14 protein-coding genes are annotated in these 14536 nt (G+C 64.2%); 4 read left to right on the top strand and 10 right to left on the bottom strand.

Annotated features, from left to right (window positions below; genetic code table 11):
• The first annotated feature begins 15 nt into the window (after positions 1 to 15).
• The 3 genes from tssE (at position 16) to J2Y63_RS01585 (ending at position 2644) form a co-directional block, all read left to right on the top strand.
• Positions 16 to 495, top strand: a complete 480-nt coding sequence (gene tssE / locus J2Y63_RS01595) for a type VI secretion system baseplate subunit TssE (protein WP_256114944.1) — start codon at positions 16 to 18, stop codon at positions 493 to 495.
• Between the two features lie 83 nt (positions 496 to 578).
• Positions 579 to 1745: a PP2C family protein-serine/threonine phosphatase gene (locus tag J2Y63_RS01590; RefSeq protein WP_435264621.1), complete on the top strand. Its 1167-nt coding sequence runs from the start codon at positions 579 to 581 to the stop codon at positions 1743 to 1745.
• A gap of 119 nt (positions 1746 to 1864) precedes the next feature.
• Complete coding sequence (locus J2Y63_RS01585; protein WP_256114946.1) at positions 1865 to 2644, top strand: hypothetical protein; 780 nt, start codon at positions 1865 to 1867, stop codon at positions 2642 to 2644.
• Positions 2645 to 2713: 69 nt separating this feature from the next.
• Here J2Y63_RS01585 and msrA read toward each other — a convergent pair whose 3' ends face one another.
• From msrA to msrB, 3 genes are read right to left on the bottom strand one after another with little or no spacing between them, the layout of a single operon-like run.
• The gene (gene msrA / locus J2Y63_RS01580; RefSeq protein ID WP_435264620.1) at positions 2714 to 3436 is read right to left on the bottom strand and encodes a peptide-methionine (S)-S-oxide reductase MsrA; all 723 of its coding nucleotides are present in this window, start codon (positions 3434 to 3436) and stop codon (positions 2714 to 2716) included.
• Positions 3437 to 3453: 17 nt separating this feature from the next.
• On the bottom strand, positions 3454 to 5262 hold the full coding sequence (locus J2Y63_RS01575) for a cytochrome c biogenesis protein DipZ (RefSeq protein WP_435265027.1): 1809 nt from the start codon (positions 5260 to 5262) through the stop codon (positions 3454 to 3456).
• A gap of 10 nt (positions 5263 to 5272) precedes the next feature.
• The gene (gene msrB, locus J2Y63_RS01570) at positions 5273 to 5755 is read right to left on the bottom strand and encodes a peptide-methionine (R)-S-oxide reductase MsrB (RefSeq protein WP_435264619.1); all 483 of its coding nucleotides are present in this window, start codon (positions 5753 to 5755) and stop codon (positions 5273 to 5275) included.
• 142 nt (positions 5756 to 5897) lie between these two features.
• On the opposite strand from msrB, the gene J2Y63_RS01565 reads away from it, so the two are divergent.
• Positions 5898 to 7133, top strand: a complete 1236-nt coding sequence (locus tag J2Y63_RS01565) for a molybdopterin molybdotransferase MoeA (protein ID WP_435264618.1) — start codon at positions 5898 to 5900, stop codon at positions 7131 to 7133.
• Positions 7134 to 7167: 34 nt separating this feature from the next.
• On the opposite strand, the gene J2Y63_RS01560 is transcribed toward J2Y63_RS01565, so the two are convergent.
• The 7 genes from J2Y63_RS01560 to J2Y63_RS01530 form a co-directional block, all read right to left on the bottom strand.
• On the bottom strand, positions 7168 to 8787 hold the full coding sequence (locus J2Y63_RS01560; RefSeq protein ID WP_435264617.1) for a dihydroxyacetone kinase subunit DhaK: 1620 nt from the start codon (positions 8785 to 8787) through the stop codon (positions 7168 to 7170).
• Between the two features lie 13 nt (positions 8788 to 8800).
• On the bottom strand, positions 8801 to 9796 hold the full coding sequence (locus J2Y63_RS01555) for an ABC transporter ATP-binding protein (RefSeq protein ID WP_435264616.1): 996 nt from the start codon (positions 9794 to 9796) through the stop codon (positions 8801 to 8803).
• Positions 9789 to 10886, bottom strand: a complete 1098-nt coding sequence (locus J2Y63_RS01550; protein WP_435264615.1) for an ABC transporter ATP-binding protein — start codon at positions 10884 to 10886, stop codon at positions 9789 to 9791. The genes J2Y63_RS01555 and J2Y63_RS01550 overlap by 8 nt, the downstream gene beginning before the upstream one ends.
• 4 nt (positions 10887 to 10890) lie before the next feature.
• Positions 10891 to 11079, bottom strand: coding sequence for a hypothetical protein (locus tag J2Y63_RS01545; RefSeq protein WP_256114952.1), 189 nt, complete (start codon positions 11077 to 11079; stop codon positions 10891 to 10893).
• Positions 11076 to 12014, bottom strand: coding sequence for a carbohydrate ABC transporter permease (locus J2Y63_RS01540; protein ID WP_435264614.1), 939 nt, complete (start codon positions 12012 to 12014; stop codon positions 11076 to 11078). The genes J2Y63_RS01545 and J2Y63_RS01540 overlap by 4 nt, the downstream gene beginning before the upstream one ends.
• Entirely contained in the window at positions 12011 to 12958 is a 948-nt protein-coding gene (locus tag J2Y63_RS01535; protein ID WP_256114954.1) for a carbohydrate ABC transporter permease, read from the bottom strand. Before J2Y63_RS01535 ends, J2Y63_RS01540 begins: the two co-directional genes overlap by 4 nt.
• A 109-nt stretch (positions 12959 to 13067) precedes the next feature.
• Positions 13068 to 14402, bottom strand: coding sequence for an ABC transporter substrate-binding protein (locus tag J2Y63_RS01530; RefSeq protein ID WP_256114955.1), 1335 nt, complete (start codon positions 14400 to 14402; stop codon positions 13068 to 13070).
• Positions 14403 to 14536 lie beyond the last annotated feature (134 nt).

Here is a 14536-nt window from a genome sequence, read left to right as displayed (position 1 = left end):
AAGGAAGGATAGAGCATGGCCCGCCTTCCCAACAAAGCGCCTCCGCGGCTTCCCCTCTTCGACCGGCTGCTACAGGGCGACAGTATCGAGACGGATCGCAACGTCGATCGCGCCATGCAAGAGATGCACGAATCCGTGCGGCGTGATCTCGAAATTCTCTTCAACACCCGTCCCGGTCGCCTGCCCGAGGACGAGAGACTTCTGGAACTGCGCCAGTCGATCCTGACCTATGGCCTGCCGGAGGTACAGAGCCAGCATCTCGCCTCACCCGCCCAGCAGGAACAGTTCCGTAAGCACTTGGAAGAGGTCATCCGCCGCTTCGAGCCGCGCTTCCGTGAGCTTTCCGTCGTGCTGGTCGTGCCGGAAAATCAGATGGAGCGGGTGCTGCGCTTCCAGATCAACGCCCTCATGGAAACCGACAGCTCCAGCGAGGCCGTCACCTTCAACACGGCGATCGACCCCGTCACTGGCATGCTCTCCATCAACGGGCGCTGAGCCGTCTTTGAAACCTCCGGCGATTGGCGTAACGTGATGGCGGCCGATCGCGGGTTCTACAGCACAGCATTCATGAGGTCTCTTTGGATTTCTCCCAGGCACGTATCCTCATCGTGGATGATATCGAGGACAACCGGGATGTGCTGGCACGCCGCCTCCGGCGGCTCGGCCTCGTCAACACCGTGCAGGCCGGCGATGGGCTCGAAGCGCTCGAAAAGGTGCGCGCGGAGCCCTTCGACCTGATCCTGCTCGACGTGATGATGCCGCGCATGAATGGCATCGATGCGCTTCAGGCATTGAACGACGAAGGCTGGCTCAAATCGCTGTCCGTCGTGATGATCTCCGCGGCGTCCGAAATCGAGACCGTGGTGCGCTGCATCGAGCTCGGCGCCGAGGATTACCTGCCGAAACCCTTCAACCCCGCGCTGCTTGCCGCCCGCGTCGGCGCGGTTCTGGAAAAGAAGCTCCTGCGCGATATCAACCAGCGCCAGCTCGAACGGCTTGAACGGGAGCTGGCGGAAGCCTGGCTCTGCCAGCAATCCATGCTGCCGACCACCTTCCCCGTCGATCCCGCCCAGCTCGATATCTTCGCGAGCATCGACCCAGCGCTGGAAATCGGCGGCGATCTCTACGACGTCTTCGAGGTGACGCCCGGCCTGATTGCGCTGGCGATTGGCGATGTCGCCGGCAAGGGCGCCTCCGCCGCCCTTTTCATGGCGCGTACGCGCAGCCTGCTGCGCGCCGGCACCCTGCAATTCCACGCCATTTCGGGACGGGTACCGCGCCCCTCGGAAATCGTCGCCCTCGTCAATGACGAACTCGGCAAGAACAATCCGAACTCGCGATTTGTCACGCTATTCTACGCCCTGCTGGAGGTCGCCACCGGCCGCCTCACCTACTGCAATGCCGGCCACGTCTACCCGATCTGGACAAGCGGAAACACCGTCGCCGAAGTGGCGACAGCGCCCGATCCCGCGCTCGGTGTCATCGATGCGCTCGACTTCCACGACCACGAGCTCGTGCTCGCCGTGGGCGACCGCCTTTTCCTCACCTCGGATGGCCTTTCGGACATGCAGAACGCTGATCAGGAGCAGTTCGGAACAGAAAACATCCTTGCCGAAATCGCCGCCCGCCCAAACGCGTCTGCAACCGACCTCGCCCGTAGCGTACTGGCGACGGCCTATGCCTTTGCAGACGGCGCGCCGCAATTCGACGACATCACCGTGCTCGTCTTTGGAAGGCTCAGTTAAAGCGCTGTAAAGTCCTCATCCGGTAACATCGCAACTATCAATTGATGGGCGTTGGAATAGCTTCTCGCGCGAAGCTTTAGACCAAGGGGGATATCGTGCCTGGTAGTTTCAATTTTGGTGTGATCGACAAGACCGATGCGGAAGACGTCTGCTGGTGTGTCGTTGAATCTGTCGCGAGTGCGGATGATACGGCCTCGAATCTCATTTCCGTCATTCATTTTCTGCGCGAGGTCTACGGCGCCGAGGAGGCTGACGAAAAGGTCATCCCAAACCCGGCCTTCCTGGCCAATGGCCACGACGGTCTGTCACCCAAGACCCGCAAATATTTCACCGGGCGCACTTTCAAGGGACTGGGCGGAAGTGCCGTCAGTCTTGCAGGCGGCCTGGCATCCGGCGTGACGGCCGTCGACGTCGGCAGCATTCTGCGCGAGGGAAGCGCTGTTGGCACGACCGCTGCACATCTGATCGGCATCAAGGCGGCCGGCACGGGGTTCAAAAAGAGCGAAACGGTCACGCGTTGGGTCGATGCGATGCTTAAGGCGAAAGTCGCGAAGATCGGCGTTCGCGGCGTGGGCCTGGCAGGCGCCGCTATTCCGATCCCCGCGGTCGGTCTCGCGACTAACATCGCCACGACCGTCGCCAAGCTCGGCATCAAGGTGACGCTGAGCAAGCTCGTCGCTCGCACCGCGATGGAAGTGCACTGGCGTGCCTATCAGGAAACCGTGATTGCCGGTGCCTTCGGCGCCCGTGGCGGGCCAGTCGGCCCCGCCTCTGCGATGTTCCACGAAATCTTCACCAAGCGCAGCTTCACGCGCATCTTCGGCAAACACGACACCGCGGCCCTGATCAAGGAGCCGGCCGGCTGGATGGCGCTGAATGACAAGCTTATGCTGATGTAATGCAGACTGACCCTGCTCTTTTGGGAGCAGGGTCAAAGCGCTGCGGGCGGAACCTGTTTTTCTCTCCGCTCAGTTCGACGTCTTCGCCTCGGACACCAGCGCCGGATCGTTCCGGTAGAGATCGGGGAAGAGCTTTCGCAGGTTCTCGATCTTCGGCATGTCGTTGTAGACGATGTAGGGCTGGCTCGGATTGAGCGTCAGGTAATCCTGGTGATAGCCTTCCGCCGGGTAGAAGGACTGGCCGGGCTCCAGCTTGGTGACGATGGCCGCGTTGAACAGCCGGGCTTTGTTGAGTTCAGCGATATAGTCCTTCGCGACCTTCGCCTGCACCTCGTCCTGCGGAAAGATCGCGGTGCGGTATTGCGTGCCGGTATCCGGCCCCTGGCGGTTGAGCTGCGTCGGATCATGCGCGACCGAGAAGAAGACCTGCAGCAGCTTGCCGTAGCTGATCTTCGCCGGGTCATAGCTGATCTGCACGGCTTCGGCATGCCCGGTATCGCCGAGGCCGACCATCTCATAATGCGCCGTCTGCGCCGAGCCGCCAGCATAGCCTGAGACGGCATTGCTGACGCCCTCGACATGCTGGAAGATGCCCTGGACGCCCCAGAAGCAGCCGCCGGCGAAGACCGCGACGGCGGTATCCTTCGGCATTGCGATATCCTCGGAGGGTGCCGGAATGGCGATGCCCTCCTGCGCCGCCACCGGCGCGGCCGAGGCGATGCCGGCGAGCGCGAAGAGCATCAGCGTGGTGGAACGGAAGGTGGGTCTGCGGTGCATCGATGAATGGGCCATGTCTGGTCTCCAAAGTTTCAGCCGAAGGTGAAGGCATAGGCTTCCACGCCTGGGTCGAGGAAGCGGATTTCAAAAGTGCGGTCGCGCGCGGCGTCCTTCTGGCGCACGAGCTGGTAGAGCCGCTGGCCGGTGATCACACCCGTTCCGTCGGCAGCGACGTCGACGCCATGATCCTCCGTCGGCGGCGCGCCGTCCAGCGTCACGCGAAAACGGATCGGCTTGCCATCCGCCGCCGGACCGAGCACCAGATGCAGGTCTCGGGCATGGAAGCGGTAGACAATGGCGCCATCGGCAGCGTCGAGTGCCGCATGCTCGCGGCCGATGGTCCACGATCCGTCGAAACCCCATTCGTTGAGGCGCGGCCCGCCATCGGTATAGGCATGGGCCACGTCGTTGACGGCGCCGCCGGGCGAGACGAAGTTCTGCGCCCGCTCATAGCCGATATAGGTTTCCGGCGACAGCACGTCGGCCGTGTCGGAGGCGGCCTGTGCGCCCGTTGCGTTCACCGCCACGATGTCGGAGGCGACCTGCCTGGCGCCGGCCTCGGCCAGAAGTTTCTGGATGACGCGCTCGGATTCGTCGTAGCCGCCCTCGCCGAACTTGTGGTGCCGGATGCGGCCTTCCGCATCGATGAAATAGTGTGCCGGCCAGTAGCGATTGTTGAAGGCGCGCCAGATCGTATAGTCGTTGTCGATGGCGACGGGATAGGTAATGCCGAGATCGGCCGCCGCCTGGCGGACATTGCCAAGATCCTTCTCGAAGGCGAATTCCGGCGTGTGCACGCCGATCACCACCAGCCCCTGGTCCTTGTACTTCTCGGCCCAGGCGCGAACATAGGGAATGGCGCGCAGGCAGTTGACGCAGGAATAGGTCCAGAAATCGACCAGCACGACCTTGCCCTTGAGCCCCTCCGACGTTAGCGGCGGCGAGTTCAGCCATTCGACCGCGCCGGCAAGCGACGGCACGATGCCCTCGACCGGCAGGGCGCCCGTCGCATTGGCCTGCGGGTTGGCCGCCATCATGGCCGATCCGCCGGCCATCATCGCCGAACCACCCGCCATCATGGCGGGATCGGCCTGCATCATGCCCGAGCTGCCGCTCATGGCGACCGGCTGCTCCGCGTCGAGTGCCTTGATCAACCGCTCTTCCAGCGCGACCGTGCCGGAGAGCGACAGCCGCGTCAGCAGGCCGGTATCGAGCCCGAGCGCGATGGCCGCGACGGCGACGAGCACCGCCGCACCCAGCCCGCGCCGCACCCATTCACCGGCACCGAGCGAGCGCTTCATTGCCGAGAAGACCCGCCCGCCAACGAGGATCGCCAGCGCCAGCGAGGTCGCCGCACCCGCGGCATAGGCGAGCAGCAGCACCGTCGTGCCGATATTGGCCCCCTGCAAGGCCGCGCCCGTCAGGATCAGGCCGAGCACCGGGCCGGCGCAGGGCGCCCAAAGCAGTCCGGTCGCGGCGCCGAGCAGCAGCGAACCGCCAATACCGCCATCCGCCGAACGCGACAGCCGCGCGCCAAAATCCACCAGCGGGCGCGTGACCCGTTCGGCGATGGCGGGGAAAAGCAGCATGATACCGAAGACGGCGAGCAGGGCAATCGCCGCAAAGCGCCCGTAACGGTTCGCCTCCACCGCCCAGCCGCCTGCCACGGCGGCGAGGCTCGCAACAAGCGCGAAGGTGACCGTCATGCCGGCGAGCATGGGCAGGCCTCTCTTCAGGAACGGCCGGTCTGCCCGCGAGAAGACGAACGGCAGCACGGGCAGGATGCAGGGGCTGACGATGGTCAGCACGCCACCCAGATAGGCAAGCAGGAACAGCAGCATCATGCGACCTTCAGGTTTCCAGCGATTTGAAGCTGAGGGCAATTCCGTTCATGCAATAGCGCAGGCCCGTGGGCTGCGGGCCGTCGTCGAACACATGCCCGAGATGCCCGCCGCAGCGGCTGCAATGCACCGAGGTGCGCGTCATGCCGAAGGACGCGTCGGTCTCGGTGCCCACGGCCTTGTCCAATGGCGCCCAGAAGCTCGGCCAGCCCGTGCCGCTGTCATATTTGGTCGTCGAGGAGAAGAGATCGAGTTCGCAGCCCGCGCAGGCGAAATTGCCGCGACGGTGCTCGTTGAGAAGCGCGCTGGTAAACGGGCGCTCCGTGCCGCTGCGCCGCAGGACCTCGTACTGTTCGGGCGTCAGGAGCGTCTTCCACTCCTCGTCCGAATGCGTGACGCTGAACGTGCCGGCCGCGGCCGCGTGCCGAAATGGCGCCCCGGCCAGGATTGCCGCACAGGCGCTCTGAAGTAAAAACCACCGTCTCGAAACCATCTGAAGCCTCCGTATCGATCCGAAAACGTCTCTCGAAGACTGATACGACTCCACGCGCTATATTGTTACAGATATAGCGTCAGTCACAGTGATGTGAACGAAACCGGCGGGTGCACCCCGCCAGCAGCAGGGATGACATGCCATGGGTCTCGACCAGTCCTTCGGGAAAAGCGCCATCAGCGTGGAGGAAGCGCGCCGGCTGATCAATTCCGGCATGCATCTCGTCGAAGAGGAGACGGTCGGTCTGCATGCAGCGCTCGGGCGCGTCACGGCAACCGCGTTGAAAGCGCTTACGACCTCGCCGCCCTTCGACGTCTCGGCGATGGACGGCTATGCGGTGCGGGCGGCCGAGATATCGTCGGTCGGCATGCGTCTGCCGCTTTCTGGTGCATCCAGGGCCGGCACGCCTGTCGTGCCCACGCTTTCGCCGGGAACCTGCATGCGCATCTTCACCGGCGCGCCCGTGCCCATCGGGGCCGACGCGATCGTCATCCAGGAGGATGTCGAGGCCGACGGCGGCCGCATCGTCTTCCAGGCGCAGGCCAGACCGGGGCTGTACATTCGCCCGGCGGGGCTGAACTTCAAGGTGGGCGACGAGATCATTGAGGCGGGCCGCACGATCAGCGCACGCGACATCGGCCTGTTGGCCGCCGCCGGTCACGGCACGGTCGCAGTCCGCCGCCGGCCGAGGATCGCCGTGCTCTCCACCGGAGACGAACTGGCAAACGATCCGGCTGGGGCCGGCGCCGGGCGGATATTCGATGCAAACCGGCCCGCCCTCCTCGCGCTCGTGGCCGCCTGGGGCGGCGAGCCGCTCGATCTCGGCATCGCCCTCGACGATGACGCCGCCATCACAACGGCGCTTCAGGGGCTGGACGCCGACCTTCTCCTGGTGACAGGCGGCGCCTCGGTCGGCGATCACGACCGAGTGCGCCCTGCTCTCAAGGCCCTCGGCCTCAGCTTCAATTTCTGGAAGATCCGGATGCGGCCCGGCAAGCCGCTGATGTTCGGCGCGCTCGGCAACATGCCGGTGCTCGGTTTGCCCGGCAATCCCGTCTCGGCGCTGGTCTGCGCGCTGCTGTTCCTGAAATCCGCCATCGCCGCCATGACCGGCGGCGACGCTTCCGGACCGCACTTCGAGACTGCACGGCTGACCTCCCCCATCGGCAAGACGGGCGAGCGCGACGATTATCTCCGCGCAACCGTTACCGCCAGCGATGGCGAACTCACCGTCGCAGCCTTCGCGGAACAGGACAGCTCGATGCTCGCCCTCCTCGCCGCGGCAAACGCCCTGCTCTTCCGCCCCGCCGGCGCTCCTGCGGCCGCAGCCGGCGAGACGGTCAAGGTCGTTCGTTTCGACACGCTTGCGGGCTATTGATATCCATAAGCCTGACCGATGAAGCAGCGTTCTGTCAGCTCGCCAGATGCTCGAAGAGCCGCGCGACGGCTTCGGCGCCTGGGTCGACATGGCCTTCAAGCTGCTTGGCGTTGATGTAGGCGGCGCGGCCGGCTTTGGCACGGGTGAGCGTTGCCGTGAAATTCGCGCCTTTCCTTGCGGCGTTGGCGGCAGCGGCGATGTTTTCTCCGAGCGCGTCGAGGGCGGGGGAAAGGGCGTCCACCATGGTCCGGTCGCCTATGCTGGCGCCGCCGATCTCCTGCATGCGGGCAAGGCCCGCGCGCAGCGCCTCGCGCATCGGCAGGCCGCTCGACGCGCCGTCGCCGGCGGCGGCGAAGAAGATGGCGAGCAGCACGCCGGAGGAGCCGCCCATGGTCTGGCTCAGTTCCTGGCCGATGGCGCGCAGCAGCTGGGTGTGATCGGACAGCGGCAGGCGGTCGATCGCGTTGATCAGCGCGCGGGCAGCACCCGCCAGCGTCGAGCCCGTGTCGCCGTCGCCGGATTTCGCGTCCAGCGCGTTGAGGTCCTGTTCGGCGGCGATCAGCACGTTGCAGCAATTGATCAGAAATTCGCGCGTCGCCCGATGCTCCGAGCGCATGGGCGTGATCGGCGTCAGGCCGTCCGGTAGCGCCGCAACGGCAATCGGCCGAACCTCGGAAACCCCCGGCCAGGCGGCGATCGAGACCGGTGCCTTCAGGAGTTCCAGCTCGGCCGCATCGGCGGCGAAGACCGAGATCGAAAAACCCTGCATGTCGAGCGAGGTCATCAGCGGCGCCGGGCCGATCGCGTGGGCGATCTTTCCGCCGATGGATGAGCCGAGCAGGTCATGCGCCAGCACGGACATTTCCAGTTCGGATGTGCCGCCGAGATTGTTGATCAGCGCGACATGCGGCCCCTCGCCCATGACGGCGGCGAGCCGCTCCGCCATGGTGGCGACGGAGGGACGGGCGCCGGCGAAATCGATCTGCTCGACGCCGGCTTCGCCATGGATGCCGAGGCCGAGTTCGGCCTTACCTTCCGGAATGCGATCCTCCTTCGGGGAGCCCGGAACGCGGCAGGTATCGAGCGACATGCCGATGGAATGCGTGCCGGCAATGACGCGCCTTGCCGCCGCCGTGACCGTTTCGAGGTCGGCGCCCCGTTCGGCGAGCGCGCCGGCGATCTTGTGCACGAACAGCGTGCCGGCGACGCCGCGCGCCTGCGGCAGGTCGGGAAGCGCGATGTCGTCGCCGACGATCACCATCGAGACATTGAGCCCGAAGGCGCGGGCGCGCTCGGCGGCGAGGCCGAAATTCAGCCGGTCGCCGGTATAGTTCTTGACGATGAGCAGGCAACCGGCCGGCCCCGTCACTGCCAGGATGCCCGCAAGCACGGCATCGACGCTCGGCGAGGCGAAGACGTCGCCGCAGACCGCAGCCGTCAGCATGCCCTCGCCGACGAAGCCGACATGGGCGGGCTCGTGACCGGAGCCGCCGCCGGAAACGATCGCCACGCGCGACTTGTCCCAATCGCTGCGCTTGACGACGCGGATATGCGGATAGCCATCGAGACGGGTGAGCGCGCCGCCGGACAAGGCCAGCAGCCCATCGATCGCCTCGGTGACGACGTCTTCGCGCTTGTTGATGAATTGCGCCATGATTTTGTTCTCCTTAAGCTAAACGCATGCCTGCCGCGTCGAAGTAGAGCGGCCGCGACGGCTGGATTTTTATGGTTTCGCCACCCTTGAGCGGCGTGTGCGCATCCGTGACGGTGATGAGATCGTGTTTGCGGAAGGTGAGATGCAGGCGCGTCTGGTCGCCGAGATGTTCGACGCGCTTGACCAGCGCCTCCTCGCCTTCACCCTGCGCGATATGCTCCGGCCTCAGCCCGATGCTTTTCGCGCCGGACGGCGCGCCCGAGAAAATGTCGGCCGGCAGCACGTTGATGCGCGGCTGGCCAAGGCGGGTCGCGGCATAGACGCTGACCGGCTGTTCATAGACCTCGCGCGGCGAGCCGAACTGCACGATCCGCCCCTCGTTCAGCACGCCGACATGGGTCGCCATGGTCATCGCCTCGATCTGGTCGTGCGTGACATAGAGCAGGGTCGCGCCGGTTTTCGCCTGGATGCGTTTCAGCTCGATGCGCAGGTCCGCCCGCAGCTTCGCGTCGAGCGAGCTCAACGGCTCGTCCATCAGGAAGATCTGCGGGTTGCGGACAAGGGCGCGGCCGATGGAGACACGCTGCATCTCGCCGCCGGAAAGGGCCGTCGCCTTGTTGTCGAGCTTGTGGGCGATCTGGAGGGTTTCGGCGACCTCGCGCACTTTTCGCTCGATCGCCTCTTTCGGTGTCTTGAGGAGCGGGGATTTCAGCGGGAACTCCAGGTTCTGGCGAACGGTCAGGTGCGGATAGAGCGAATATTGCTGAAAAACCATGGCGACGTTGCGTTCTGCCGGCGACAGACCCTTCATCGGCCGACCACCAATATAGACCTCGCCGCTGTCGGGCGTGTCGAGGCCGGAGACCATCCTCAGCGTCGTCGTCTTGCCCACGCCCGTCGGGCCGAGCAGCACGACGAAGGCGCCATCCGGAACCGTCAGCGAGACATTGTCGAGCGCCAGCGTGTTGCCAAAGGACTTGCTCACATTTTGAAGGACGACTTCAGCCATGTGCCAGAACTCCTTCATTGGCCTCGGAAATAAGCGCCTTGCCGTTCTCCGCATCGAAGAGCGACAGCGTGCGCGCATCGAAATCGAGGCCGATCAACTCGTCCTCGCGCACGATATTGCCGGAAGAAGTGCGGGCCTTCAGGTCGCCGTGCTCCGTCGCCAGCGTTATGATCTGCGTCGTGCCGAGATATTCGACGGCGATCACGCGACCGCGGTAGGCCGCATCGCTGCTGAACCGCACATGTTCCGGGCGCACGCCGAGCGTCAGCCGCCCGGCCCGTCCCTCCCGCGTGGCCGGCACTTTCACCTTCACGCCGCCAAGATCGATACTGTCGCCGCCAATTCCGATCATGCCGTCGAACTCCAAAAAGTTCATCGGCGGCGAGCCGATGAACTGCGCCACGAACTTCGTCGCCGGCCAGTCGTAGATCTGCTGCGGCCGGCCGAACTGCTCGACGACGCCGTGGTTCATGACGACGATCTTGTCGCCCATCTGCATGGCTTCGAGCTGGTCGTGCGTGACATAGACGGTGGTGGCGCCCATGCGGTCGTGCAGGGCACGCAGTTCCTCGGCCATATGCTCGCGGAACTCGGCATCGAGCGCGCCAAGCGGCTCGTCCATGAAGAAGGCTTTCGGGCGGCGCACGATGGCGCGGCCGAGCGCCACGCGCTGGCGGTCGCCGCCGGAAAGGCCGCCGACGGGCTTGTCCAGGATATGCTCGATCCGAAGGATGCGGGCAACCTCGGCGACGCGCGTCTTCAGTTCCTCGCCGCGCAAGCCCTGGCTCACCAGCGGATAGGAGATGTTCTTGCGCACGTTCATGTGCGGGTAGAGCGCGAACATCTGGAAGACGAAGGCGATGTCGCGCTGGCTCGCCGGCTTCATGCCGACCTCCTCGCCATCGATGAAGATCTCGCCGGAGGTCGGCAGTTCGAGGCCTGCCATCATGCGAAGGGTCGTCGTCTTGCCGCAGCCGGAAGGGCCGAGCAGCATGAAGAACTCGCCGTCCTCGATGGTGAAACTGGAGGAGCGGACCGCGGTGAAGGCGCCGAATTCCTTGCGCACGTTCTGGATTCTGATTTGCGCCATCAGCCTACTCCGGGAAATGGCTGACGATGATGAACATCACCGTACCCAGCAAGGTTATGACGAAGGACCAGGAATAGAGCACGAGGGCGAAGGGCTGCATGAGCATGACGACGCCCATGGCGATCAGCACCGATGCCAGCATTTCCCAGGCGCCGCGCCGCAGATGCAGCAACCCGTTGAAGAATCTTGTCATTTGCGGACTGCTCCGAATGTGATGCCGCGCAGCAAATGTTTGCGCAGAAGGATGGTGAACACCATGACCGGCACGAGGAAGAGGGTCGCGCCAGCCGCAACGGCCGGCCAATCCTGCCCGCTGACGCCGATGATGGTGGGAATGAAGGGCGGCGCCGTCTGGGCGTTGCCGGATGTCAGCAGCACGGCGAAGGCATATTCGTTCCAGGCGAAGATCAGGCAGAAGATCGCGGTGGAGGCGATGCCCGTCGCCGCCTGCGGCAGCACGACCTTGTAGAAGGCCTGGAACCGCGTGTAGCCGTCGATCAGCGCTGCCTCCTCGTATTCGATCGGGATCTCGTCGATGAAACCCTTGAGCAGCCAGACCGAGAGCGACAGGTTCACCGCCGTATAGAGCAGGATCATGCCGGCATGGGTATCGCTGAGGCCGAGCGAGCGGAACATCAGGAAGATCGGGATGGCGACGGCGATCGGCGGCATCATGCGCGTGGAGAGGATGAAGAACAGCAGGTCATCCTTCAGCGGCACCTTGAAGCGCGAGAAGGCATAGGCGGCCGCAGTGCCGAGCACGATGCACAGCACCGTGGAGCCGAAGCCGATGATCACCGAATTGGTGAAACGCTCGGAAAAGCGCGAGGGGCCGGAGATGACGAGCCCGTCCTTGCGCACCATCTTGTCGTACCAGGTCGTGGGCTCGCCGAGCGCCTGAAACTGTTCCGGCGAAAGGCGGGTGCGCGTGGTGAAGACGTTGACATAGCCTTCCACCGTCGGCGTGAAGAAGGTTTTCGGCGGATAGGCGATCGCATCCGCCGGCGTCTTGAAGCTCGTCGCGATGATCCAGACCAGGGGAAGGATGGTGATCAGCGCATAAAGCACGACCAGGCTGCCGGCGAACCATTTCTGCCGCAGGGACGGCTCGGTAACGGAATAGCTCATCGCTGTTTCACCTTGTTCAGGGCTTTGACGTAGATCGACGCAAGGCCGAAGACGGTGACGAAGAGGATGACGGCATAGGCGGATGCATAGCCCGTGCGCCACTTCTCGAAGGCCTCGCGCTTCAGGTTGATCGAGGTGAGCTCGGTGATCGAGCCCGGCCCGCCGCCGGTGAGCTGCACCACGAGGTCGAACATCTTGAAGTTCTCGATGCCGCGGAAAAGCACGGCAAGCATCAGGAAGGGCAGCACGAGCGGGATGGTGATCGTCCAGAACTGCCGCCATTTGCTGGCGCGGTCGCATTCGGCCGCCTCGTAGATGCTGGGTGGAATGGAGCGCAGGCCGGCAAGGCAGATCAGCATGACGAAGGGCGTCCACATCCAGGTGTCGACGATGACGATGGCCCAGGGTGCCAGCGACACGTCGCCGATCATGGAGAAACTCGACGGGTCGGCCCCCGTCAGGAAGCCAACGGCATAGTTGAACAGGCCGATCTGCGGCTGGTAGAGGAAGGTCCAGAAATTGCCCACCACCGCCGGGCTCAGCATCATCGGCAGCACGATGATCGTCGTCCAGAGATCGTTGCCGCGGAACTTCTTGTTGATCAGGTAGGCGAGCGAAAAGCCGATCAGCACCTGAAGGACGATGGTCCAGATCAGGAAATGCGCGGTCGCCTGCATGGTCAGCCAGATGTCGCGGTCGGACAGGATGTTCAGGTAGTTCTTCAGGCCGACGAACTCGACCTCGGCATTGGGGCGATTGACACGGAAATTGGTGAAGCTCAGCCGGATCGTCCAGATGAGCGGAAAGATGTTGACCGCCAGAAGCAGCACGATCGACGGGGCGACGAAGAGCCAGGCGAGCGCACGGTCAGACAGGCCGTGCATGCGTTTGGCAATGGCGTGCGGCGTCGCTTCGGCGACCCGCTCCACGGATGATTTCAGCATTGAATGTCCCTTGGTTTTTCAACTGAGCGGCGACAGAGCCGGGGGCAGATCCCCGGCTCCGGCCGCGCCTTGGTCCGCTGGGAGGCGGCGGGCACAAAGCTCGTGGCGGTCAGTACTTGCCTTCGTCGTCGAAGACCTGCGTCCAGTCCTTCGCCAGACCGTCGAGCGCTTCCTGCGCCGTCCCCTGGCCGGCGACCACATAGTCATGGAAGCGCTTCTGCGCCGCCTGCAGCAGCGAGGCGTAGGACGGCTCGGCCCAGAAGTCCTTCACGATGGCCATGGAATCGAGGAAGGTCTGCGCATAGGGCTGGCTGGTCGCAAAACCGGGGTCTTCGACCACCTTGCGCAGCGCCGAATAGCCGCCCATCTGCCACCATTTCTGCTGGACCTCCGGCTGGGCGAACCACTTGATATAGGCAAGCGCCTCTTCCTGCTTTTCGGACGCCGCGACCACCGAAATGCCCTGCCCGCCGAGCTGGGCAAAGGCGACGCCATCGGGGCCTGCCGGGTTCGGGAAGTAGCCGGACTTGTCGCCGCCGACATTGGGATCGGCATTGATGCCCGGCCAGGTGAAGGCGAAGTTCATGTGCAGCGCGACCTGGCCCGACTTGTAGGCGTCGATGTCCTCCGACATGTAGGCGTCGGAATGGCCGGGCGGTGTGCAGCAATTGTAGAGTTCCTTGTAGAACTCCAGGCCGGCCACCGCCTTGGCGGAATTTACGTAGCCGTCCAGCTCATAGGGCTTGTCGGGGTTTTCGTACTGGAAGCCGAAGCTGTAGAGCACGTCCATGACGCCCATGGTGATGCCCTCGGAGCCGCGCTCCGTGTAGATTGCCGCGCCATAGACCGTCTTGCCGTCGATCTCGCGCTTCTGGAAGAATTCGGCGATGTCCTTCAGTTCGGCGAAGGTTTTCGGCACCGCGAGATCGCGGCCGTATTTCTGCTTGAACTCCGCCTGGAGTTCGGGGCGTGCGAACCAGTCCTTGCGGTAGCTCCAGCCGACGACGTCGCCGAAGGCCGGCAGCGCCCAGTAGTTCGGCGAGTTCTTCGGCCATTCGGCATAACCGACAACGGTGGCCGGGATGAAGTCATCCATCTTGATTCCTTCCTTGTCGAAGAAATCGTTGAGCTTGACGTACTGCCCGTTCTCCGCGGCACCACCGATCCACTGGCTGTCGCCGATCAGGAGATCGCAGAGCTTGCCGCCGGAATTCAGCTCGTTGAGCATGCGGTCGGCGAAGTTCGGCCACGGCACGAACTCGAATTTCATCGTATTGCCGCTCTTGGCCTCGAAATCCTTGCTGAGTTCGACGAGGGCGTTTGCCGGGTCCCAGGCGGCCCAGCACAGCGTCAATTCGGCGGCGCCGGCCTGGCCTGTGTTTGCAACGCCGGCGGCCAAAAGGGCGCCGAGAGCGGTCAATGATCTGACTTTATGAAAATTCATGACTGGGGCCTCCTCCCCCTTCCTTCCGACTTCCATCGAAAGGCGAAAACGCCCGTGGCGGGCAACAGGCGCGGAAGGACGCCTCCATGGGCCTGCCCTCTTCCACGCCATCTCCAATGGCTGCGGTGTTCCTC

This window comes from Shinella sp. BE166 (assembly GCF_051201095.1).
Taxonomy (GTDB): Bacteria; Pseudomonadota; Alphaproteobacteria; order Rhizobiales; family Rhizobiaceae; genus Shinella; species Shinella lacus.
This window is presented reverse-complemented; position numbering and strand designations above follow the sequence as displayed.

Bases quoted from the DNA above. Each gene is read 5' to 3' on its own strand.
- J2Y63_RS01535 (WP_256114954.1), bottom strand. From the start codon at position 12,958: ATGCTGAAATCATCCGTGGAGCGGGTCGCCGAAGCGACGCCGCACGCC.
- J2Y63_RS01555 (WP_435264616.1), bottom strand. From the start codon at position 9,796: ATGGCTGAAGTCGTCCTTCAAAATGTGAGCAAGTCCTTTGGCAACACG.
- J2Y63_RS01565 (WP_435264618.1), top strand. From the start codon at position 5,898: ATGGGTCTCGACCAGTCCTTCGGGAAAAGCGCCATCAGCGTGGAGGAA.
- J2Y63_RS01560 (WP_435264617.1), bottom strand. From the start codon at position 8,787: ATGGCGCAATTCATCAACAAGCGCGAAGACGTCGTCACCGAGGCGATC.
- tssE (WP_256114944.1), top strand. From the start codon at position 16: ATGGCCCGCCTTCCCAACAAAGCGCCTCCGCGGCTTCCCCTCTTCGAC.
- J2Y63_RS01545 (WP_256114952.1), bottom strand. From the start codon at position 11,079: ATGACAAGATTCTTCAACGGGTTGCTGCATCTGCGGCGCGGCGCCTGG.
- msrA (WP_435264620.1), bottom strand. From the start codon at position 3,436: ATGGCCCATTCATCGATGCACCGCAGACCCACCTTCCGTTCCACCACG.
- J2Y63_RS01575 (WP_435265027.1), bottom strand. From the start codon at position 5,262: ATGCTGCTGTTCCTGCTTGCCTATCTGGGTGGCGTGCTGACCATCGTC.
- J2Y63_RS01540 (WP_435264614.1), bottom strand. From the start codon at position 12,014: ATGAGCTATTCCGTTACCGAGCCGTCCCTGCGGCAGAAATGGTTCGCC.
- J2Y63_RS01550 (WP_435264615.1), bottom strand. From the start codon at position 10,886: ATGGCGCAAATCAGAATCCAGAACGTGCGCAAGGAATTCGGCGCCTTC.
- J2Y63_RS01530 (WP_256114955.1), bottom strand. From the start codon at position 14,402: ATGAATTTTCATAAAGTCAGATCATTGACCGCTCTCGGCGCCCTTTTG.
- msrB (WP_435264619.1), bottom strand. From the start codon at position 5,755: ATGGTTTCGAGACGGTGGTTTTTACTTCAGAGCGCCTGTGCGGCAATC.